The sequence below is a fragment of the Streptomyces sp. NPDC043685 genome (assembly GCF_056436585.1).
Genome location: NZ_JBWKCH010000005.1, coordinates 217,112 through 238,565, shown reverse-complemented (window position 1 = coordinate 238,565; position 21,454 = coordinate 217,112). Strand labels below are relative to the sequence as shown.

At 73.8% G+C, this 21,454-nt stretch carries 20 protein-coding genes; 9 read left to right on the top strand and 11 right to left on the bottom strand.

Translation table 11 applies throughout. The features are described 5' to 3' along the window. Nucleotide 1 precedes the first annotated feature (1 nt). Both AC0665_RS18025 and AC0665_RS18020 read right to left on the bottom strand, forming a co-directional pair. Nucleotides 2–1,840, bottom strand: a complete 1,839-nt coding sequence (locus tag AC0665_RS18025; RefSeq protein ID WP_478705322.1) for a glycoside hydrolase family 15 protein — start codon at nucleotides 1,838–1,840, stop codon at nucleotides 2–4. Nucleotides 1,841–1,931: 91 nt separating this feature from the next. Further along, the gene (locus AC0665_RS18020; protein ID WP_478610332.1) at nucleotides 1,932–2,711 is read right to left on the bottom strand and encodes a DeoR/GlpR family DNA-binding transcription regulator; all 780 of its coding nucleotides are present in this window, start codon (nucleotides 2,709–2,711) and stop codon (nucleotides 1,932–1,934) included. A 120-nt stretch (nucleotides 2,712–2,831) separates the two neighbouring features. Here AC0665_RS18020 and AC0665_RS18015 point away from each other — a divergent pair, with 120 nt between their 5' ends. Together AC0665_RS18015 and AC0665_RS18010 are read left to right on the top strand one after the other, a co-directional pair. Then, nucleotides 2,832–3,713 (top strand): SIS domain-containing protein, encoded by an 882-nt coding sequence (locus AC0665_RS18015; RefSeq protein WP_478705321.1) that lies wholly within the window; start codon nucleotides 2,832–2,834, stop codon nucleotides 3,711–3,713. 13 nt (nucleotides 3,714–3,726) lie between these two features. Further along, a complete protein-coding gene (locus AC0665_RS18010; protein WP_366053717.1) occupies nucleotides 3,727–4,587 on the top strand; it encodes a class II fructose-bisphosphate aldolase in 861 nt (286 codons plus the stop codon). Here AC0665_RS18010 and AC0665_RS18005 read toward each other — a convergent pair. After that, nucleotides 4,577–5,707 (bottom strand): methyltransferase, encoded by a 1,131-nt coding sequence (locus AC0665_RS18005; RefSeq protein WP_478509328.1) that lies wholly within the window; start codon nucleotides 5,705–5,707, stop codon nucleotides 4,577–4,579. The two genes, AC0665_RS18010 and AC0665_RS18005, sit on opposite strands and share 11 nt — an antisense overlap. Nucleotides 5,708–5,775: 68 nt before the next feature. Here AC0665_RS18005 and AC0665_RS18000 point away from each other — a divergent pair, with 68 nt between their 5' ends. From AC0665_RS18000 to AC0665_RS17985, 4 genes are all read left to right on the top strand, one after another. Beyond that, nucleotides 5,776–6,417, top strand: coding sequence for an alpha-ketoglutarate-dependent dioxygenase AlkB family protein (locus AC0665_RS18000; protein WP_478705320.1), 642 nt, complete (start codon nucleotides 5,776–5,778; stop codon nucleotides 6,415–6,417). Nucleotides 6,418–6,481: 64 nt separating this feature from the next. Then, nucleotides 6,482–7,729, top strand: a complete 1,248-nt coding sequence (locus AC0665_RS17995; RefSeq protein WP_478610330.1) for an ROK family protein — start codon at nucleotides 6,482–6,484, stop codon at nucleotides 7,727–7,729. Between the two features lie 150 nt (nucleotides 7,730–7,879). Then, a complete protein-coding gene (locus tag AC0665_RS17990) occupies nucleotides 7,880–8,770 on the top strand; it encodes an NAD(P)-dependent oxidoreductase (protein ID WP_478610329.1) in 891 nt (296 codons plus the stop codon). Between the two features lie 11 nt (nucleotides 8,771–8,781). After that, nucleotides 8,782–9,204: a PPOX class F420-dependent oxidoreductase gene (locus AC0665_RS17985; RefSeq protein WP_468405733.1), complete on the top strand. Its 423-nt coding sequence runs from the start codon at nucleotides 8,782–8,784 to the stop codon at nucleotides 9,202–9,204. 19 nt (nucleotides 9,205–9,223) lie between these two features. Here AC0665_RS17985 and AC0665_RS17980 read toward each other — a convergent pair whose 3' ends face one another. From AC0665_RS17980 to AC0665_RS17970, 3 genes are read right to left on the bottom strand one after another with little or no spacing between them, the layout of a single operon-like run. Then, nucleotides 9,224–10,132, bottom strand: coding sequence for a phosphotriesterase family protein (locus AC0665_RS17980; protein WP_478705319.1), 909 nt, complete (start codon nucleotides 10,130–10,132; stop codon nucleotides 9,224–9,226). After that, a complete protein-coding gene (locus AC0665_RS17975) occupies nucleotides 10,129–10,707 on the bottom strand; it encodes a DUF4865 family protein (protein ID WP_478610327.1) in 579 nt (192 codons plus the stop codon). The genes AC0665_RS17980 and AC0665_RS17975 overlap by 4 nt, the downstream gene beginning before the upstream one ends. Before the next feature lie 10 nt (nucleotides 10,708–10,717). After that, nucleotides 10,718–11,281 carry a TetR/AcrR family transcriptional regulator gene (locus AC0665_RS17970; protein ID WP_468405739.1) on the bottom strand — a complete coding sequence of 188 codons (564 nt, stop codon included), beginning with the start codon at nucleotides 11,279–11,281 and terminating at the stop codon, nucleotides 10,718–10,720. A 180-nt stretch (nucleotides 11,282–11,461) separates the two neighbouring features. On the opposite strand from AC0665_RS17970, the gene AC0665_RS17965 reads away from it, so the two are divergent. Continuing rightward, nucleotides 11,462–11,746 carry an SHOCT domain-containing protein gene (locus AC0665_RS17965; protein ID WP_478705318.1) on the top strand — a complete coding sequence of 95 codons (285 nt, stop codon included), beginning with the start codon at nucleotides 11,462–11,464 and terminating at the stop codon, nucleotides 11,744–11,746. 422 nt (nucleotides 11,747–12,168) lie between these two features. Here the strand turns inward: AC0665_RS17965 and AC0665_RS17960 are convergent, their stop codons facing one another. Then, nucleotides 12,169–12,702 carry an ATP-binding protein gene (locus AC0665_RS17960; RefSeq protein ID WP_468405743.1) on the bottom strand — a complete coding sequence of 178 codons (534 nt, stop codon included), beginning with the start codon at nucleotides 12,700–12,702 and terminating at the stop codon, nucleotides 12,169–12,171. Nucleotides 12,703–12,885: 183 nt separating this feature from the next. Then, nucleotides 12,886–13,209, bottom strand: coding sequence for a hypothetical protein (locus AC0665_RS17955; RefSeq protein WP_363117862.1), 324 nt, complete (start codon nucleotides 13,207–13,209; stop codon nucleotides 12,886–12,888). A 499-nt stretch (nucleotides 13,210–13,708) separates the two neighbouring features. Between AC0665_RS17955 and cds1 the strand changes: the two genes are divergently transcribed. Continuing rightward, nucleotides 13,709–14,833, top strand: a complete 1,125-nt coding sequence (gene cds1, locus AC0665_RS17950) for an L-cysteine desulfhydrase Cds1 (protein ID WP_468405745.1) — start codon at nucleotides 13,709–13,711, stop codon at nucleotides 14,831–14,833. A 17-nt stretch (nucleotides 14,834–14,850) separates the two neighbouring features. Here the strand turns inward: cds1 and AC0665_RS17945 are convergent, their stop codons facing one another. Both AC0665_RS17945 and AC0665_RS17940 read right to left on the bottom strand, forming a co-directional pair. Next, the gene (locus tag AC0665_RS17945) at nucleotides 14,851–15,318 is read right to left on the bottom strand and encodes an SRPBCC family protein (RefSeq protein ID WP_478705317.1); all 468 of its coding nucleotides are present in this window, start codon (nucleotides 15,316–15,318) and stop codon (nucleotides 14,851–14,853) included. Nucleotides 15,319–15,383: 65 nt separating this feature from the next. Continuing rightward, on the bottom strand, nucleotides 15,384–16,214 hold the full coding sequence (locus tag AC0665_RS17940; protein WP_363117865.1) for a DeoR/GlpR family DNA-binding transcription regulator: 831 nt from the start codon (nucleotides 16,212–16,214) through the stop codon (nucleotides 15,384–15,386). Nucleotides 16,215–16,502: 288 nt separating this feature from the next. Here AC0665_RS17940 and AC0665_RS17935 point away from each other — a divergent pair, with 288 nt between their 5' ends. After that, nucleotides 16,503–18,857: a hypothetical protein gene (locus tag AC0665_RS17935; protein ID WP_478705316.1), complete on the top strand. Its 2,355-nt coding sequence runs from the start codon at nucleotides 16,503–16,505 to the stop codon at nucleotides 18,855–18,857. A gap of 4 nt (nucleotides 18,858–18,861) precedes the next feature. Here AC0665_RS17935 and AC0665_RS17930 read toward each other — a convergent pair whose 3' ends face one another. After that, nucleotides 18,862–21,300, bottom strand: a complete 2,439-nt coding sequence (locus tag AC0665_RS17930) for a right-handed parallel beta-helix repeat-containing protein (RefSeq protein ID WP_478705315.1) — start codon at nucleotides 21,298–21,300, stop codon at nucleotides 18,862–18,864. Nucleotides 21,301–21,454 lie beyond the last annotated feature (154 nt).

Sequence of the window (21,454 nt, the reverse complement as noted above, 5' to 3'; positions counted from 1 at the left end):
GTCAGCCGAGCGCGCGGTCCAGGTTGAACGCCGCGCTGATCAGCGCGAGGTGCGTGAACGCCTGCGGGAAGTTGCCCTGCTGCTCCCCGGTGTGGCTGATCTCCTCGGCGTACAGGCCGAGGTGGTTGGCGTACGTCAGCATCTTCTCGAAGGCCAGGCGCGCCTCGTCGACGCGGCCGGCGTGCACCATCGCCTCGACGTACCAGAACGAACAGATGGAGAACGTGCCCTCGTCGCCGCGCAGCCCGTCCGGGCTCGACCGGGGGTCGTACCGGTAGACCAGCGAGTCCGACACCAGCTCCTCGGTCAGCACGTCCAGCGTCGACAGCCACTTCGGGTCGGTGGGGGCGATGAACTTCGTCAGCGGCATCATCAGCACGGCGGCGTCCAGCACATCACCGTCCTCGTGCTGGACGAAGGCCCCGCGCTCCGTCGACCAGCCCCGGCTCATGATCCGCCGGTAGATCGTGTCGCGGCACTCCCGCCAGCGCGGCAGGTCGGCGGGCAGACCGCGCCGGTTGGCCATCCGGATGGCCCGCTCGATCGCCACCCAGCACATCAGCCGGGAGTACAGGAAGTTCTTGCGCCCGCCCCGCGTCTCCCAGATCCCCTCGTCGGGCTGGTCCCAGTGCGCGCACACCCAGTCCACCAGCGCGCACACGTCGTCCCACTGCCCGCTGGAGATGGGCTTGGCCCACTTGTCGAAGAGGTAGATCGAGTCGATCAGCGCGCCGTAGATGTCGAGCTGGAGCTGGTCGGCCGCCGCGTTGCCGACCCGCACCGGCGCCGAGCCGTGATGACCCTCCAGGTGGCCGAGGGTGTGCTCGGGCAGCTCGGTGCGGCCGTCGATGCCGTACATGATCTGAAGGGGGCCGGAGGGTTTGCCGTCGCCCGGGCTGATGTGCCGGGTCACGAAGTCCATGAACGCCTCGGCCTCGCCGGTGAAGCCCAGCCGCAGCAGGGCGTACACGCAGAACGCCGCGTCGCGCACCCACACGTACCGGTAGTCCCAGTTGCGTTCGCCGCCGAGCTCCTCGGGCAGGCTCGTCGTCGGCGCGGCCACGATCGCCCCGGTGGGCGCGTAGGTGAGCAGCTTCAGGGTCAGGGCCGAGCGGTGGACCATCTCCCGCCAGCGGCCCTTGTAGCGGGACGCCGCCAGCCAGCGCCGCCAGTACGCCACCGTCGCCGCGAACTGCTCCTCGGCCTCGGTGCGCGCGCACCGGCGGGGCGTCACATCGCCGCCGACCTTGTCCAGCGCGAAGACCGCCGTCTCTCCCTCGGAGAGCTTGAAGTCGCCGCGCACGTCCGGTCCGTCGGTCTCCAGCGGCACGGTCGCGGTCAGTGCCAGCGCCATGCGCTCCGCCTCGAACACCGCGGTGTCACCGGTCAGCCGGACGGTGTGCGGCAGTGAGCCGTAGCCGAACCGGGGCGCGACGCGCGTACGGAACGGGATCGAGCCGCGCACGCAGACCACCCGCCGGATCAGCCGGTGCCGCTCGGCCTCGGCCGACGCGCCGCCGACCGGCATGAAGTCCTGCACCTCGCCGACCCCGTCCTCGGTGAAGAACCGGGTGATCAAGACGTTGGTGTCGGGGAAGTAGAACTGCTTGGTCCGCGCGGGCACGGCCGCCGCCAGCTCGAAGCAGCCGCCGCGCTCCGCGTCCAGGATCGCGGCGAACACGCTCGGCGCGTCGAAGGCCGGACAGCAGTACCAGTCGATCGTGCCGTCGGTGCCCACCAGGGCCACACTGCGCAGATCTCCGATCAGCCCGTGCTCCGCGATCGGCACGTACCGCCGCCCGCCCGGCACGCCCTGACGATCCTGTGCGGCTTCGGCCATGACAGCCTCCCTGCCCGGTAGGCGCCTCAGCCCCAGCGTAGAACCGTCGACGGACGTGCGCTGTCGGACCGCCGCCGCCGGACCGCCGCCGTCAGACCGTGAGGACCCGCAGCCCGGCCTCCTCGAACCGCCGCACCGTCTGCGCGTCCGCCGCCGTGTCCGTGACCAGCGTGTCCACCGCCTCGGCCGCGCAGATCCGGGCGAACGCCCGCCGCCCCAGTTTGCCGGAGTCGGCGGCCACCACCACCCGTTCCGCCCGCTCGCACAGCAGCCGGTTGATCGCGGCCTCCGCCTCGTCGTGCGCCGCGGCGCCGTGCGTCACATCGAAGGCGACGACACCGAGCACCGCCACGTCGACGGTGATCTGCGCCAGCACCCCGTCCGCGAGCGGTCCGACCAGCTCGTACGACTGGGGCCGCGCCACCCCGCCGGTCAGCACGATCTTGAACTGGGGGCGTACGGCCAGCTCGCCCGCGATGTTCAGCGCGTTCGTCACGACGGTGAGCGCGGGCGACCCGGAGGACAGGTCCCCGCGTACGGCCAGCGCCCGCGCCACCTCGGTCGTGGTGGTGCCGCCGGTCAGCCCGACCGCCTCGCCCGGGGCCACCAGATCCGCCACCGCCTTGGCGATGCGCTGCTTCTCGGAGACGCGGCGAGCGGCCTTGTAGCGCAGCGGCAGCTCGTACGACACGCCGTGCACGACCGCTCCGCCCCGGGTGCGCACCAGCATCTGCTGCTCGGCGAGCCCGTCGAAGTCACGGCGGATCGTCGCCGCCGACACCCCGAGCTGCGCCGCGGCGTCCTCCACGTCCAGCCGGCCGCGCTCCACGAGCAGTTCCAGCAGCGCCTTCCAGCGGGCGTCGCGCGACATCCGCACCTCCACCTCTCGATCTCCCGGGCGACCTTAACCCACCCGATCACGGCAGCATGCTTGATGTTGCTCGAAAGCTGGCTATACCTTGCAGGAACAATCAGAACGGGAGGGTGCGGTATGACGCATGCCGAGGACGAGCTGACCAGCCAGCCCGATTGCTGGGAGCGCGCCGCGTCGGAGGCGCCCCGGCATGCGAAGGTGCTGCCGGCACCGGGGGAGCGGGTGGCGCTCGTGGGCTGCGGCACCTCGTACTTCATGGCGCGGGCGGCCGCCGCCCTGCGGGAGGGCGCGGGCCAGGGCGAGACCGACGCCTTCGCCGCCTCCGAATTCCCCCACGGCCGCCGCTACGACCGGATCGTCGCCCTCACCCGGTCCGGCACCACCACCGAAGTCCTGGACCTCCTCCACCGCGTGAAGGACCGCACCCCCACCACCGCGATCACCGCCGACCCGGACACGCCCGTGCGGTCGGCCGCCGGCGCACTCGCCGTCCTGGACTTCGCCGACGAACGCTCCGTCGTGCAGACCCGGTTCGCGACCACGGCCCTCACCCTGCTCCGCGCCCACCTCGGCCTCCACCCCGGCACGGCCGTCGCCGACGCGCACACCGCCCTGGCGCAGCCGCTGCCGCAAGGACTGCCGGAGTGCGGGCAGTTCACCTTCCTGGGACGCGGCTGGACCGTCGGCCTGGCCGAGGAGGCCGGGCTGAAGATGCGTGAGGCCGCACTGGCGTGGGCCGAGTCCTACCCGGCCATGGAGTACCGGCACGGCCCCATCAGCGTCAGCACCACGGGCACGGCGACCTGGATGCTCGGCGACGCCCCGGACGGACTCGCCCAGCGGGTCCGCGACACCGGCGCCCTGTGGGTCGCCGGGCACCTCGACCCGCTCGCCGAACTGGTCCGCGTCCAGCGCCTCGCGGTCGTCGTCGCCGCGTCGCGCGGGCTGGACCCCGACCGCCCGCGCCACCTCACGCGCTCGGTGATCCTCGCCCCCTGACCCGGGAGACCTCGTGCCCCTGACCACCACCGGCGACCTCGTCACCCGCGCCGCCACGGCCGGCTCGGCCGTCGCCTCCTTCAACGTCATCACCCTGGAGCACGTCGAGGCCGTCATCGCGGGCGCCGAGTCCGCACACGCCCCCGTCGTCCTCCAGGTCAGCGAGAACGCGGTCAGATTCCGCGGCGGACAGCTCCTCCCGCTCGCCCGCGCCGCCCTCGCCGCGGCCGAACACGCCGCCGTCCCCGTCGCGTTGCACCTCGACCACGTGCAGAGCGACGCCCTGCTGCACCGGGCCGCGGACGCCGGGTTCAGCTCCGTCATGTACGACGCGGCCCGACTGCCCTACGCGCAGAACCTCGCCGCGACCCGGGCCGCCGTCGACTGGGCGCACGCCCAAGGGCTCTGGATCGAAGCCGAGCTGGGGCAGATCGGCGGCAAGAACGGCAGACCCCCGCTGGACGCGCACGCCCCCGGCGCCCGCACCGACCCCGACGAGGCCCGGGCGTTCGTCGCCGACGCGGGCGTGGACGCCCTGGCCGTCGCCATCGGCAGCTCCCACGCCATGACCACCCGCACCGCGGCCCTCGACCACGCGCTGCTCACACGCCTGTCGGCCGCACTGGACGTGCCGCTCGTCCTGCACGGCTCCTCCGGCGTCCCGGACGACGAACTCACGGCCGCCGTCGCGGGTGGCATCACCAAGGTCAACATCGGCACCGCCCTGAACATCGCGCTGACCGGCGCGATCCGGGACTTCCTCGCCGAGCGGCCCGAGGCCGTCGACCCGCGCAGCTACCTGACCCTCGCACGGGAGGCCATGACACGAGCGGTGGCGAGGACCCTGCGGACCCTCGGCGCCGCTACCGCTTGACGGCCTTCAGCACCACGAACTTCGGGTCGCTCGCCACGAGCCGGCTGTTGCCGAAGAGCTTCCGGAGCTTGACGTGGTAGCCCAGGTGCCGGTTACCGACCACCCACAGCTCCCCGCCCGGCCGCAGCGCGCGCCGCGCCCCGGTGAACATCCGCCAGGCCGTGGCGTCCGTCGTGGCCTGGTGGGAGTGGAACGGCGGGTTGTTCAGGACCAGGTCGACACTGCCGGACGGCACCCCCGCCAGCCCGTCACCCACCCGGAACTCGGCATGCCCCGGCACGCCGTTCGCCTTGTACGTCGCCTCCGCCGAGGCCACGGCCTGGAACGACTCGTCCACGAACAGCACCTCGGCGTCCGGGTCGGCCAGCGCCACCGCCGTACCCACCACGCCGTTGCCGCACCCCAGGTCCACCACCCGGCGGCCCCGGCCGGGCGGCAGGTGCCGCAGGAAGAACCGGGTCCCGATGTCCAGCCGGTCGGCGCAGAAGACCCCCGCGTGATTGACGACGGTGGCTCCCGCGGCCGGGCCGGTGTCGTCCGGCAGCGTGTAGGAGTACGGCCACGGATTGGCCGGCCGCTCCAGCGCCGGATCGGGCGTGCAGAAGATCAGCCGGGCCTTCTTCTCGGCGAGCGAGGTGCGCGTCGGGCCCAGGATCCGCTCGAACAGCCGGAGCGTCGAGGTGTGGATCTCCTTCACCATCCCCGTGCCGACGACGACCGTCCCCGCGTGCACGGCCGGCGCCAGCCGCAGCAACTGGTCCTCCAGCAGCGCCAGGCTCTTCGGCACCCGCACCAGCAGGACGTCGATCCGCTCCGGCGGCGGGTCCTGCGTGGTGAGCAGCCGCACCACGCCCGGCTCGGCCCCGGCCCGCGCCAGGTTGACGCGGGTCGCCTCCTGCGCCAGGTGGGAGTCCGTGATCTGCACCGGCCGGTGCGCCGCGAGAGCCGTGACCAGCGCGCCCCAGCGGTCCCCGACGACCACGACCGTGCCGTCCAGCGGCACCCGCTCCGCGGCCAGATGCCTCAGCAGATACTCGTCCGAGGCGTCCCACGCGCGCAGCGTGTCACGCGGGTCCTCGGGGAAACGGGTCAGCGCCGGCTCGCCCCACGGCGTCTTCATACGGTCGTCCATCGTGCGACCAGGCTAGCCGAGCCGCAGCTCAGGACGTGTCGGGCACCATGGAGGGCATGGACGCCGAGCTGTTCCCCAGGGCCCGTACGCAGGTCGCGCCCGGAGCCGGGCACCTGCCCGACTGGCTGGACGGGGAACGCCAGCGGGCGCTGCTGGACGCCTGCCGCGCATGGGCCCTGCCGCCCGCCGGGCTGCGCACGGTCCGCACCCCGGGCGGCGGCACCATGACCGCCCGGCAGGTCTGCCTCGGCTGGCACTGGTACCCGTACGCCTATGCCCGCACGGTGGCCGACGGGGACGGAGCCCCGGTGAAGCCGTTCCCGCAGTGGCTCGGCGACCTGGGCCGCCGGGCGGTCCGCGACACCCTCGGCGGCCCCGCGCCGGACTACGACATCGCGCTGATCAACTTCTACGACGCCGACGCCCGCATGGGCATGCACCGCGACAGCGACGAGAAGTCGGACGCGCCGGTGGTGTCGCTGAGCCTCGGCGACACCTGCGTCTTCCGCTTCGGCAACACCGAGACGCGCACCCGGCCCTACACCGACGTCGTACTGCGCAGCGGCGACCTGTTCGTCTTCGGCGGCCCGTCCCGCCTGGCCTACCACGGGGTTCCCCGGGTCCACCCCGGCACGGCACCGCCCGGTCTGGGGCTCACGGGCCGGCTCAACATCACGCTCCGGGTCAGCGGCCTCTAGAGCGCGCCCACGCCCGGCGGGGACGCCGGGCACCACCCCGGCGGATCATGGGAGACTCGCCCTCATGAGCGGGAAGGCGGACCCCCGGCAGGCGGGGGATGGGAGCACCTCGAGGACGCGGCTGGACCGGGGGCGCGCAGCGCTCGGACCCGCGCTGGAGCTCGTGCACACCGGACGCGCGCCGACCCGGGCCGTGCTCACCGCCGAGCTCGGGGTGACGCGGGCGACGGCCGGTGCGGTCGCCGCCGAGCTGGAGGCACTGGGGCTGATCCGGGTCGACGCCCGGCCCGGCGCGGCGGCCGGTTCGCAGGGCAGGCCCTCCCACAAGCTGTCCGTCGCCGACGACGGGCCCGTCGCGCTCGCGGCGCAGGTCCACTCCGACGGGTTCCGGGCCGCGCTGGTCGGACTGGGCGGCCGGATCGTGGCCACCGCGCCCGGCTGCGAGGTCGTCGACGCCGACCCGGCCAAGGTGCTCGCCTCCGTCGTCACGGCCGGTGCCGAGCTGCTGCGCGAGACCGGACTGCGCTGTGTGGGCGCCGGCCTCGCCGTACCGTCCGCCGTGGCCGAACCCGAGGGGCTGGCGCTGAACCCGCTCCACCTGGCCTGGCCCGCGGGCGCGCCGGTCCGGGACATCTTCGCCGAGCAGGTGCGCGCGGCCGGCCTCGACGGGCCCGCGTTCGCCGCGAACGACGTCAACCTCGCCGCGCTCGCCGAGCACCGGCACGGCGCCGGCCGCGGCGCACGCGACCTGCTGTGCGTGGCCACCGGCCACCGCGGCGTCGGTGGCGCGCTCGTCCTCGACGGCCGCCTGCACCGGGGCAGTTCGGGCCTCGCGCTGGAGGTCGGGCATCTCACCGTGCACCCCGAGGGCCGCCCCTGCCACTGCGGCAGCCGCGGCTGCCTCGACGTGGAGACCGACCCGCTGGCCTTCCTCACCGAGGCCGGGCGCGAACCGGGTCCCGAGGTGTCGCTGCTCCAGCAGTCGATCGACCTGATCCGCCACCACCGGGACGACCCGGGCGTCCGCGCCGCCGTCGAGGCCCTCATCGACCGCCTCGGGCTCGGCCTCGCCGGCCTGGTCAACATCCTCAACCCGGACCGCATCATCCTCGGCGGCCTGCACCGCACCCTCCTCGACGCCGACCCCGGCCGCCTGCGCGCGGTCGTGGCCGACCGCAGCCTGTGGGGCCAGAGCGGCGGTGTCCCCATCCTGCCCTGCACCCTCGACCACAACAGTCTGGTCGGCGCGGCGGAACTGGCCTGGCAGCCGGTCCTCGACGACCCGCTGGGAGCACTGAGCGCGCGGGGGTGAGCGGGACCGGGCGTGACCGGGCGTGACCGGCGAGCCTGATCCCACGGGGGTCAGGCTTGTCCGCGCCGCTTCCGGGAAGGCGGGCCGCCGAGCGGGCAGGCTGGTCGGCGGGCAGTCCGTCCGCACCGCACCACCGAGGAAGTTGACGCAATGACCGACAAGCTCACCGTGAGCGTCCTGGGCACCGGCATCATGGGCGCCGCGATGGCCCGCAACCTCGCCCGGGCCGGACACACGGTCCACGCCTGGAACCGCACCCGGGCCAAGGCCGAGCCGCTGGCCGCCGACGGCGTGCGGATCGCCGGCACCCCGGCGCAGGCCGTTCAGGACGCCGACGTCGTCCTGACCATGCTCCACGACGGTCCCGCCGCGCTCGACACCATGCGCGAGGCCGCCCCCGCCCTGCGCCCCGGCACCGCCTGGGCGCAGTCCGGCACGGCGGGCCTCGACAGTGTCGCCGCACTGGCCGCCTTCGCCCGCGAGCACGGCCTGCTCTTCTACGACGCGCCCGTCCTGGGCACCCGCCAGCCCGCCGAGGCCGGGAAGCTGACCGTGCTCGCGGCCGGTCCCACCGAGGGGCGTCGCAAGGTGACGCCGGTCTTCGACGCGGTCGGCGCCCGGACCGTGTGGTCGGGGGAGGACGGCGCGGAGGGCGGCGCGACCCGCCTCAAGCTCGTCGCCAACAGCTGGGTCCTCGCCGTCACGGCCGCCGCCGGGGAGGCCCTGGCCCTGTCGCAGGCCCTCGGCGTCGACCCGCACGGCTTCCTCGACCTCGTCGCCGGGGGCCCGCTCGACATGGGCTATCTGCGCGCCAAGTCCGACCTCGTTCTCGAAGACAGGCTCACGCCGCCCCAGTTCGCGGTCGCCACGGCCGCCAAGGACGCCCGGCTGATCGTCCGGGCCGGCGCGGACCACGGCGTACGGCTGGACGTCGCCGAAGCGGCCGCCGCCCGTATGGAACGCGCCGCCGCTCAGGGCCACGCCGACGAGGACATGGTCGCGGCCTATTTCGCCAGCTTCGACGAGAAGCCGAACTCCTAGGAGGTTCCCCCATGTCCAAGCCACCGCTGCCGCCCGAGGCCGACGCCCTGCTGAGCCGGCCCAACCCGTGCGTCATGGCCACCCTGCGTTCCGACGGAGCACCGGTGTCCACCGCCACCTGGTACGCGTGGAAGGACGGCCGGGTGCTGGTCAACCTCGACCAGGGCCGGGTCCGCCTGAAGCATCTGCGCCGTGACCCGCGCGTCACCCTCACCGTCCTCGCCGGCGACGACTGGTACACCCATGTGACCCTGATCGGCCGCGTCGCCGAGATGTACGACGACGAGGATCTGACCGACATCGACCTCCTCGCCCGGCACTACACGGGCAAGCCCTACCCGGACCGGGTCCGTCCCCGGGTCAGCGCCTGGATCGAGGTCGAGCGCTGGCACGGGTGGGGCTCGATGAAGGACAGCGGCCAGGCCGGCGGCTGAGGCCGCCGGGCACGCCCGGTCAGCGCCACTCGACCCCGAACGCCCGGCCCGGGTTCTCCGCGAGGATGCGCCCCACCAGCTCCTCGCCGACGGCGTCCACGAGCCGGGGGCGCACCCGGCGCAGCAGGTAGGGCATCCCGGGGCCGCCGTCCACCGAGCGGGCGGCGGCCGTGGTGGTGTCCGCGCCCAGCAGCAGCCGGTCGCCGAACCCGGCGTCGGCGAGGGCCCGTACGGCGTCCGGCATCCGCCAGTCCGTGGCGTGGTGGGTGAGGGACGGTCCGTCGAAGGCCAGATAGCAGCCGGTCTCGGCAGCCTGCCGGTGCGTCACGAGGTCGGGGGAGCGGTTGAGGTGTCCGAGCACCACGCGGTGCGGCGGCACCCCCGACTCCCCGCAGAGCAGGTCCAGTACGTCCAGAGCGCCGGTGCCCATCTCCAGGTGCACGGTGATCGTCGCGCCCGTGGCGTGATGCGCCTCGGCTGCCGCCGCCATGGTCCAGCGGGCGTGCGCGTCCAGGGCGTGGAAGCCGCCCGCGACCTTGACGAGCCCCGCCCGCACCCCCGACGTCCCGATGCCCTCGGTGAGTTCGCGGACGAAGACCTCGGCGAGCCGGCCGCGCAGCCCGGCGAGGGTGCCCTCGTCGTAGTGCACCGCCTGGTGCAGACCGGTCGCCGCCACCACGTGCACTCCGGTCTCCCGGGACAGCGGCGGCAGATCGGCGACCCGCCGCCCGAGCCCGTACGGCGTCCACTGCACGACGGCCCCGCCGCCCTGCTCCCGGAACGCCATCAGCTCCGCCCGCGCCGCCGCCACGCTGCGCAGCTCCTGGCCGGGCAGCCGGGGACTGCCGAAGAAGAGGTGGTCATGGGCGTCGCACACGCCCAGCTCTCCGGGCGGAACGTCCCCGAGCACCGTGCGGACCGTGCTCACCACTGGCGTCCCCGTGGCAGCACGTCCCGGCCCGGCGCGGACAGATGCAGCACCTCGAAGACCTCACCGTCGGCCTCGGGCGTGTCCTGCTCCCAGAGGGAGAACCACACCAGTTCCCAGCGGCTCGTGTCGACGGCCGCGGCGGCGAGCACGGCCCCGTCCCGCGCCGCCAGCCGCCGCGTCTCGGTCACCGCGTCCTCCACGGCGTCCGCCAACGGCCCGCCGTCCGGCACCGGGCGGCGCCGCCGTACCCCGAACCGCGCGTGCGTGCCCGGCCCCTCCTCGTACGCCAGGCCCGTCCACTGCCGCGCCGACGGCCGCCCGAAGTCGTCGCCGACTCCCTGGAATCCGCCGCCCCAGAGGAAGGAGTTCATGCCCTCGACGGTGTTCCAGAGGTAGAAGGGGGCGTAGGTGTTGACGGGTGAGCCGCGCAGGCCGCGCTCGCGGATCAGGTAGGCCTTCAGCCCGAGCCCGTCCCAGCCGTCGAGCAGATGCCCCCGGCGGGCCACCCGGTCACGGATGACGCCCATGTCGTAGTCGGCGGGCAGGGTGATCTCGTACTGCATGGCGTGCACGGCTGTCTCCTCAAGAGGTACGGGGCGCCAGCAGGGACAGCAGCCCCGACACTCCCGCGTCGAACGCGGCGGGGGAGCCGGAGGCGCGGGCCAGCACATAGCCCCCCTGGACGGTCGCGACGACCGCCGCCGCGATCTGCCCGGCGTCCAGGCCGGGCGCGAACTGGCCCTGCGCCTTGCCCTCTTCGACGATCCCGGCGATCCGCGCGCGCAGCCAGTCGAGGGTCTCGTCGACCGGGGCGCGCAGCTCGGGGCTCGCGATCACGTCCGGGTCCATCGTCAGCCGGCCGACCGGGCAGCCCCGCAGCACGTCCCGCTCGCGCCGCAGGTACGCCTCGATGCGCTCGTAGGGCGTGCCCGGGCCGTCGAGTACTCCCGCCGCGGTGGCCCGCATCTCCTCGGCGGTGCGCCGGATCGCGGCCCGGGCGAGATCGGGCTTGCCCTTGAAGTGGTGGTACATGCTGCCCTGCCCGGCGTCCGCGCGCTCCAGGATCGCCTTGGGGCTGGTGCCCGTGTAGCCGCGCTCCCACAGGAGCGCGCGGGTGGACTCGATCAGCCGTTCCGGGGTGCTCATGGCCGTCACTGTACATACCAGTAGTTACAGAAGTCGAGACCGCGCGGCGTACGTCGGACACACCGGCCTGCTCCCCGCGAGGTACGCACGGTGCCGCCGGCCGTACGACGACCGGAGACCCCTCGCGGGACGACCCTCGAAAGCGACGGAAGACCGAGAGCGATCGAGGAGTGGGACGACATGCAGACCTTGGCGAACTTCGGCGACGGCGGCGGCCCCGGCCCGTGGATCCTGCTCTTCCCGGTGATCTGGGCGCTGGTGATCGGCGGCGGTGTGGCACTGCTGCGCCGCACCGTGTGGCGCGGACGGCGCGGCCGCCCCTGGCGGCAGCCCGCCGCCGGGAACGACTCGCCCATCGCCGTCCTCGGCCACCGCTTCGCCTCCGGCGAGATCGACGAGGACGAGTACTGGCGCCGACTGTCCGTGCTGAACGAGGAGTTCGGCCGCAAGGGGGGCGCGGTGTGAGCACGCGTACGGCGGTGGCGACACCGCCGTACCTCGGGCTCCGGTACCGCCCGCATCGACGGCACCGAACCGGCGGCCTCGACGACCGCCGCATCACCCCGCTGCGCCGCGACCTGCCGGGCGAGTGCGCCACCGAGGATGATCAGTCCGGACACCGGCCGCACCGCGCAGGGCCGCCTGCCCTACCAAGGGCTCATCCACCGGCGCACCGGCGCACCAACTCGGGCGCAGAGGCGCACCGCACCGGCGCACACCTCATGCCGGCGTTACGGCCCGGCCCGGACGGTCACGAGGCGGACCCCACCGGGTGGGGCCTGTCAGTGTCAGCGACCCACCCCGGTTCCCGGTGCATCAGGGCAGCCGCCCGTCAGTGACTGGGACACCGCGGCAGCGACCCCCGCGGGAAGGTGGTCACCGCCCGGTCAACCGGCAACGGCGGACCGGGCGGGAGCATGGTCGGGCCGGAGGCCGTCGGCGGAGGCCCCGACTTCGGCGAACCTGCGCGTGGGTTTCTCCTGGACCGTGCGTCGCGACCGGAGCGGCGGCGCGCTCACCACGGGGGCGGACGTCGGCAGCGTGAACCACACGACCTTGCCGGACTCGCCGTCCGGCCGGACGCCCCAGCTCTCGCTCATGGCGGCCACCATCGCGAGACCGCGCCCGCAGGTCGCCAGCGGCTCGGCGTCGTCGACCACGGGCATCCGTGGATCGCCGTCGCGCACCGAGACGGTGAGCCGGTCGAGCAGCAGCTCTATCTCCACCGTGCACGTCTTGTCGGGCTGTGCGTGCCGGTGGACGTTGGACAACAGCTCCGTCACGCCGAGCGAGGCCCGGTCGATCAGGGGGTCGAGATGCCAGTAGCGCAACTGCGCAGATACGATTCTGCGGACCTGGCCGATCCGCGACGGCAGGGCTTGGAGCTCCACCGTGCAGTGCCTGCTTGGGTAGCTGATCACGGCTGCGACTCCCCGACGTGAGGTCCGGAAGAACACGGAGTTCGGATCCAGCAGGGCGCCTGCGTGACGCTGCCGCCTGCTGTCGTGGCCGGCGGGCTGGTTCGCAGCGTTATCGCCGGTAAACCCAGAGTGACGTGAGACCAGAGTGGCGCAGGGGATGAGGTACCGCAACTCGCGGACATCTCAGCCGCCACGCCCCGCCGCCCGGCGCACCGCTTCGATGAAGCGCCGCGCCGCCGGCGGACCAGGCTCCCCCGGGGCGGGGTCGTGGTCGCCCAGGGTGAGCAGATACCGGTTGCCGTTCAGATCCGCCGTGGCCCGGTCCTCGGGGCCGAACCACGGCTTGGAGGCGCGCACGGCCTGCACCGGCGCGCTGTCGATCTCGCTGCCGTAGCTGGTCAGCAACTCGAGCCGGCCGTCGCTGATCCGGATCTGGCCCGCCCGGGTGAGCGAGCGCAGCCGCTTCCCGATCCGCACGCCCGTGGCCCTGAACTCCGGCTCTCCCATGCCACCCGCCCCTTGCTGCGTATCGGTGTACCAGCGCTCCGCGTGCGAGGCCCGGTACGGGCCCGTGTCCTGGTCCAGTGTGCCCCGCCCGGACGGGTGCCCCCTGGGGCCGCCGCGTCCCGCTCGGTCCGAACTCCGCCCCCTCCGCACGGTGTTCACCGCCCTCTTTCCGGAGGGCGAGGTGCCCGGCCCCGAGGCCGGCTCCGGACGGTGCGTCCTGCCCGGCGGTGCCCCGCTGGGCCCTGGTCCCGCCGTGCAGTCTGCCCCCGCCCGGCGCCGAGCACCAGTGCCCGTGACCACCTCCCCGGGGGGCGCCCGCAGCACACGCGCCGATGCGCCCCCGGGACCGCGCGCCCCCTTGCATCGACCCTGCCCCTGGGGGCGCTTTGGGGGGCTCAAAGATGCGTTTATGCAGGTGAGAAGCGTGCGGAAGGTGCTTATGATCGGAGGTGTCAGCCGCGCGACGCATCGTCGGCGCGCAGCGTTAGGAGCCCCTCCCGTGAGTACTTCCCAGCAGACCCGGACCGGCGTGACCCTCGACGTCGACCACAGCGACACCACCTACCGGGCATGGCTCAAAGAAGCCGTCCGCAGAGTCCAGGCCGACGCCAACCGCTCGGCCGACACCCACCTGCTCCAGTTCCCCCTGCCCGAGCGGTGGGGCATCGATCTGTACCTGAAGGACGAGTCGACCCACCCCACCGGCAGCCTCAAGCACCGCCTCGCCCGCTCCCTGTTCCTCTACGGCCTCTGCAACGGCTGGATCCGCCCGGACCGGCCCGTCATCGAGGCCTCCAGCGGCTCGACGGCCGTCTCCGAGGCGTACTTCGCGAAGCTGATCGGCGTGCCCTTCATCGCCGTCATGCCGCGCACGACGAGCGCCGAGAAGATCCGCCTCATCGAGTTCCACTCCGGCCGCTGCCACTTCGTGGACGACCCCCGCACGATGTACGAGGAGTCCGCCCGCCTCGCCGCCGAGACCGGCGGCCACTACATGGACCAGTTCACCTACGCCGAACGGGCCACGGACTGGCGGGGGAACAACAACATCGCCGAGTCCATCTTCCGTCAGCTGCGCCTGGAGCGCTTTCCCGAGCCGGCGTGGATCGTCGCCACGGCGGGCACCGGCGGCACCTCCGCGACCCTCGCGCGCTACGTCCACTACATGCAGTACGACACCCGCGTCTGCGTGGCCGACCCCGAGAACTCGTGCTTCTTCGAGGGCTGGACCACCGGCGATCCGGACGTCACCTGCGACTGCGGCTCACGTATCGAGGGCATCGGCCGGCCCCGCATGGAACCGAGCTTCGTGCCCGGCGCGATCGACCGGATGATGAAGGTGCCGGACGCGGCCAGCGTCGCCGCCGTGCGGGCCCTGGAGCGCGCCATCGGCCGCAAGGCGGGCGGCTCGACCGGCACCGGACTGTGGAGCGCGCTGAAGATCGTCGCGGAGATGGTCTCCGAGGGACGGCAGGGCAGCGTCGTGACCCTGCTGTGCGACCCGGGGGACCGGTACCTCGACAAGTACTACTCGGACGCCTGGCTGGCCGATCAGGGACTCGACATCGAGCCGTACACCGCCGCGATCGACTCGCTGCTGAAGACGGGCGTCTGGCCCGGCTGAGCCCGGCGCCCGGGCCCTCAGGCGTTCAGCCGCCGCTCCAGCGCCGTCATGGCGTCCTGGAACGCCCGTGCCTGGCCCGCGCGCACCGCCTTCATGGCCAGCCGGTAGACAGCCGTACCGTCGGTGGCGAAGGTCCACCGCACCCGGGTGCCGCCGCCGGCGCGCGCCAGCCGCCACTCCTCGGCTATCGCCCGCGCGCCGGGCACGTTGGTGACGTCGACCCGGTAGGCGTACACCTCGGGCGCCTCCGCCGCGATGATCGACTCACGGAAACGGAGGCCACCGGTGAGCGTGATGTCGCGCCCCGCACCCGCGTCGACCGGGCGGGCCGCCGTCACCTGCGGGAACCACTCGGCCCACCCGGGCACGCTCTCGAGCGCGCCGTAGACCTTCTCCACCGGGGCGGAGAGCTCCCGGGTGAACACGTACCGAACGGGTGCGAGCCCGACGAAGTCGAGCCCCACCGGACGCAGTCGACGAGCCATGGACGGAGCCCTCCTGGTCGGGAGCGGTCAGGACCGTGAGGGGCGCCACCCTAGCTGGCGGACCGTCAGTTGTCCGCGTCGTCCTCGGGCTCCCCGGCCACCACCAGCCGCCGCAGGTGCTCGGCGACCACCCCGCGCGCCTCGTCCGGCAGACCGGCGTCCGTCACCAGCGTGTCGACCCGCTCCAGCGAGGCGAACGAACTCAGGCCCACCTTGCCCCACTTGGTGTGGTCCGCGACCACGACCACCCGGCGGGCCGACTGGACGAGCCGCCGGTTCGTCTCGGCCTCGGCGAGGTTCGGCGTCGACAGGCCGGCCTCGACCGATATGCCGTGCACACCCAGGAACAGCAGATCGAAGTGGAGCGCCGCGATCGCCTGGTCGGCCACCGGCCCCACCAGCGAGTCGGAGGGCGTGCGCACCCCGCCCGTCAGCACGACCGTGGCCGCGCCCTGGCGCGGACCCGAGGTGCGCTGCGCGGCGTGGAACACATCGGCGACCCGCACCGAGTTGGTGACCACCGTCAGATCCGGGACGTCCAGCAGCTGGTGCGCCAGCGCGAAGGTCGTCGTACCGCCCGACAGGGCGATCGCCGCACCCGGCGCCACCAGCTTGGCCGCCGCGCGAGCGATGTCCTCCTTGGCGGTCAGCTCCAGGCCGGACTTGGCCTCGAAGCCCGGTTCGTGCGTACTCGCCTCGACCACCGGGACCGCGCCGCCGTGCACCTTCTCCAGCACGCCCTGGCGGGCGAGCGCGTCGAGGTCGCGGCGGACCGTCATGTCCGACACGCCGAGCTTGCGGGTCAGCTCGTTGACCCGGACACCACCCCGGCGGCGGACCTCGTCGAGGATCAGGGATCGCCGCTGCTCCGCGAGGAGGTTCTGATTCTCGCTCACGTACGCTCCGGTCCTTTCGCCTCAATGCCGTCCGACTCCTCTCGCACCGGCTCCGACCAGGACATTCTTCCCGGCTCCGGTGCGAGGACGTCCCATCCTCGCATGTCGCGGAGCGGGGAGCGCCACCGACTGCTCGTCGCCCCCGCGTCACCGGTGATTCACCCGCCACCCCGGTACATCACGGATCGGGAAGAATCCGTGACAGCAGGTGTGCGACGCCGCGGATGTGGAGATCCTTGTGCCCGCACGGACAGAGCCGACGGCGTGTCACGGGGGAAGTGCGAATCAGTGGAACGTGCGCAGCACCATGCGTCGAGCGGCGGACCGGACGGTCCCGCCACGCGGCCCGGCGAGCCCGGGACCGCGCTCGAACTTCTGGTCCACGGCGTGGGCGGCACCACGCCGCAGCAGATGCTCAACGATCCACGCACGGTGCGGATCACCGGCGACGACACCGCGGCCGTCTTCCGGCGCGCCGACGACGTCGACGCCGAGCACAGCCCCGGCGACCGCCGCCGGGACGAGCCGGTGCCCGAGGCGTACGTCTGGTGCAACCTCACCTCCGGCAACGGCACCCGCGCCCTGTGGCTGTTGCTGCTGCCGTTCATGGTCGTCAACCTCGCCCACTGGATGCGCCCCAGCGCGCACGGCCGCCGCCGCACCGTGCGCCTGTACGGACTGCTGGTGCGGCTCACCGGGCTCACCCTGACGGTGCTCCTCGTCGCGGCGGCCTGCGAGGTCGCCCTCGACCTGGCGGCCTGGCAGTGCGCGGGCACCACCGCCTGCGCCGACCGCCACACCTGGCTCGGCTTCCTCTCACCCACCGTTTCCGACGGCGGCTGGTGGAGCGCCCCCGGCCGCCGGCTCGCCCTCGCCTCGGCCGTCCCCACCGCCCTGACCGTCCTGCTGTGGTACCTGTCCCGGCGCACATGGAGCGACTACGAGTCCCAGCAGCCCATCGAACGCGCCCCCGAGCCCGAAGGGGACGGCGGCCCGACCGCTCTCGGCCGGCCCGGGTTCTGGTACGGCCGCCGGCTGGTGGCCCGGCTGCGCGCCGCGCACACCGCCGCCGGACTGATCACGGTCGCCGCCGCCGTCGGCAGCGCGGCCGCCCGCCACGACCGCCGGCCCGGCGGCCCACCCGTCCTCGACCTCCTGGGCCTGCTCCTCGAAGCGGCCCTCGCGGCCTGCGCGATCGCCGTGGTGTGGGTGGTGTGCCGCCGGGGCCGCAGCGAGAAGCGGCTGGACCGGGAACTCGACGAGCGTTTCGTACGGCGGCTGCCGCTCGCCGCGCTCGTCCTGCTCGCGTGCGCCCTGCTGTACGCCGGGTGGGAGCGCCCGGGCTGGACGTCGCGGGGCAGACTGCCGGGCGACACGACCTTCGGCGGGATCGCCCTGGTCCAGGGCCTGCTCGTCATCGTCCTCGGCGTCGTGGCGCACGTCCTGCACCGCACCGCCCCCGACCGGCGCGCGGTGCTGCGGGGCCTGGGCGGCCCGGCCGTGGCCATGCTGGCCTGCGCGCTGGGCGGGGTGATGTCCGGCGGGGTCTCCCAGCGGGTGTCCGACTGGCTGGACGGCACCGGGGCGGCGCTCGAGGGCCCGCCCGTCCTGCTCACCTGGCAGGCGTCCGTCATCCCGCCGCTGCTCGTCGTCCTGCTGGGACTCTTCGGCTGGCTGGGCCACCGTGCCTGGCAGCTCGCCCGCGCCGAGCGCGTCGCCGTGGCGCTCGACTACCCGGACGAGGACCTCGACCCCGCCCGCACCCGCCGTATCGCCTCCACCCGGGCGATGGCCGCGCTCACCGACCGGGGACCGCGCATCGTCGCCGTCACCTCCGGTGCCACCTTGCTGCTCGGCGCCGGAGCCCTCGTCGGCGCCCTGGCCACCGACCGGACCCCGGGCGAGGCCGCGCGGGACACCTACCCCGTTGTCCACGGCGCCGCCGAGACCTCCCAGGCCCTCGGCTCCTGGCTGATCGGCCTCGGCTTCCTGCTGTTCGTCACCTGGGGCCGGCGCGCCTACAAGGACGCGGCGGCCCGCCGCACCATCGGCATCCTGTGGGACGTGGGCACCTTCTGGCCGCGTGCCTCCCACCCCTTCGCCCCGCCCTGCTACGCCGAGCGGGCGGTGCCCGACCTGACCTGGCGGATGGCGACCTGGACCCGGGTCACCGGCGGCCGGCTGGTCATCTCCGGGCACTCGCAGGGCAGCGTGCTCGCCGCCGCGGCGGCCTGGCAACTCGCCCCGTCCGCCCGCAAACGGGTCGCGCTGCTGACGTACGGTTCCCCCCTGGAGCGCCTCTACGGCCGCTGGTTCCCCGCGCACTTCGGGCCCGCCGCGCTCGGTTCCCTGCACCGCGACGTCGACTGCTGGCGCAACCTCTACCGGCTCACCGACCCCATCGGCGGCCCGGTGCGCCTGCCCGGCGACCGCGGCCCCCAGGTCGACCACGCCCCGCTGAGGGACCCCCTCGCCTACGGCCGCACCGATCTGCTCCCGCTGCCCGCGCCGATCCTCGGCCACTCCGACTACCAGGCCGACCCCGTCTTCGCCGAACAACGCCGCGCGCTGCTGGCCCGGTTGCGCCCGGACGACGCGGAGGTGCCCTCACCCCGTCACGAGCCCGAGCCGCCCGCCGCCTGAGTCCTCAGAGCAGCTCGGGCAGATCCTCGGCGTAGAGCAGCGTCAGGTCGTCCTTGCTCGGCTCGGCGACCTGGGCGACCCGGCTCGCGTGCCGCTCGACCATGGCCTCGAAGGTCTGCCGCGCGGTACGGCCGTTGCCGAACGCCGGGCCCTTGGGGAGCACCGTGAAGTACTTCCGCAGGGCCTCGGCGGCGCCATCGGCCAGCCGGTACTCGTGCTCCTCGGCCTGCTGCTCCACGATCCGCAACAGGTCCTCGGGGCCGTAGTCGCTGAAGGTGATGGTCCGTGAGAAGCGGGACGCCACCCCCGGGTTGACGGACAGGAAGCGCTCCATCTCGGCCGTGTAGCCCGCGACGATCACCACGACCGCGTCCCGGTGGTCCTCCATCAGCTTCACCAGCGTGTCGATGGCCTCCTTGCCGAAGTCGCGGCCCGCGTCCTCGGGGGACAGCGCGTACGCCTCGTCGATGAACAGCACACCGCCGCGCGCCTTCTCGAAGGCCTCCTGGGTGCGGATCGCCGTCGAGCCGATGTGCTCGCCGACCAGGTCGACCCGGGACACCTCGACCAGGTGGCCCTTCTCCAGCACACCGAGGGAGGCGAGGATCTCGCCGTAGAGCCGCGCGACCGTCGTCTTGCCGGTGCCGGGGGAGCCGGTGAAGACCAGGTGCCGCTTGACCGACGCCGCCTTCAGGCCCGCCTGCTGCCGGCGCCGGCCGACCTCGATCATGTCGGTGAGGGCACGCACCTCGCGCTTGACGCTCTCCAGGCCCACCAGCGCGTCCAGTTCACCCAGGACGTCCTTGGAGGAACGGACCGGCTGCCCGGGCTCGGCGGCCGGCGCCGGGGGCTCCGGTTCGACGCGCTGCCCGGGGACCGCGCCCAGCAGGCCGGGGGAGTGGCTCACCGTCTGCACGGCCGCCTCCCGTGCCGCGGCGGGTGTGCGCGGCCCACCGCTCTCGTCGCTCGTGCAGTCCTCGACCAGCGGGCTCGCCCCCGAGGCGGCGTCGGCGCCGCTGTCCGCGAACTCGTAACCCCCGCGCGCGCACCGCTCCGTGCGGCACTTGCGCAGCGTCGTACGGCTGCCGTCGATCACGTGGAAGCCGTAACCGCCGCTGCCCGTGACCCGGCAGTTCAGGAAGCTGCCCCGGCCGCCGGCCGAGACGTAGACACCGGCCTCCGCCGGGGAGTCGATCGTGCAGCGCTCGACGGTGGGGTCGGCGCCCTTGGTGACGATGACGCCGGTCTGGGTGCCGTCCACCGTGCAGTTGCTGAGCGTGCCGCCGCTGCCGTGGTCGCGGAACCAGGCGCCTGTGGCGGCGTCCCGGATCCGGCAGTCGTCGAGCTGCGCGGTCGCGCCGTCGCTCACCGACACGGCCGTGTTGCGCACCTGCGACAGGTCGCTGTCGACGACGTCCGCGCGCGAGCCGCGGTCCAGGACGAACAGGGCGTCCGGCACGTCGTGCACCCGGCACGAGTCGAGCACCGCCGTCGCCCCGTCGCTCACCCACACCGCCGGGTAGTCGCCCGTGCTGTCGAAGATCTCGCACTGGTTGGCGTCCACCCGCGTGCCCGGGTCCCACACCGACAGGCCGTTGCGCCCGAACTGCCGCACGGTGGTGCGGGTCAGGGTGAGGACGGAACGGGAACGCAGGTCGACCGCGTTCTCCGGGATGTCGTGGATACGGCAGTCGGCCAGCGTCAGCACGGCGTCGGTGTCGAGGGTGACCCCGTCGGACGTCGTGCGGTGCACATCGCAGTCGGTGAGGTGGGCGGTGGCCCGGCCGGTGATCTGCACTCCGCTGCCCCGGACCTCGTACACCTCGCAGCCCACTGCCTCCAGCGCGGTGTTCTCCCCGGTCGCCGACAGGCCCGAGCCGGAGGTGTGGTGCACCCGGCAGCGCTCCAGGCGGGGGTGGGCTCCGCCGCGCACCGCGACGCCCGCCTGGCCGGCCGCGACGATCTCGCACTCCTCGAACACCCCGCCCGCGCCGTCGAGTACCGCGATGCCGATGCCCGCCGGGTTGTCGACCGCGCAGCGCCGCACCGTGGGCCGGGCGCTGCCGCGCACCTCGATCCCGGCCGCCGACCGCGTGACGACCCGCACGTCGCGCAGCTCCGGGGTGCCCTCCTCGACCAGCACGGCGGGGGCGGCCGCGTCCTGGCCCTCCACATGGAGGTCCTGCACCACGGCCGAGGCGCGCACGGTCAGCGGCACCCCGTCCACGGGCGCGATCCGCACCGAGCCGGGCGAGCCCTCGGGGCCGCGCAGGGTCACCGCGCGCTGCAGGACGAGGTTCTCCCGGTAGGTGCCGGGGGCGACCGTGAGGACGTCGCCGTCGGCCGCGGCCTCCAGGGCGGCGGCGAGCGATGCGTACTCACCCGTGCGGCGACGCCACCGCGACGTGCCGGTGTGCGTCACCTGGACCGTGCCCTGTGCCATGGTGTTGCCGTGCCCCCACCTCGGTCGTACTGATGGCTCGTCCGCCCTCGGGGCGCTTCGCCCGGGGTCGCGACCGCGACCGAGCCCGGCCCTGAGGCCTGGGCGCGCACGCGGCATCGACACCGGCGCGTCCCTGGGGCTCGCTCGCGCGCGG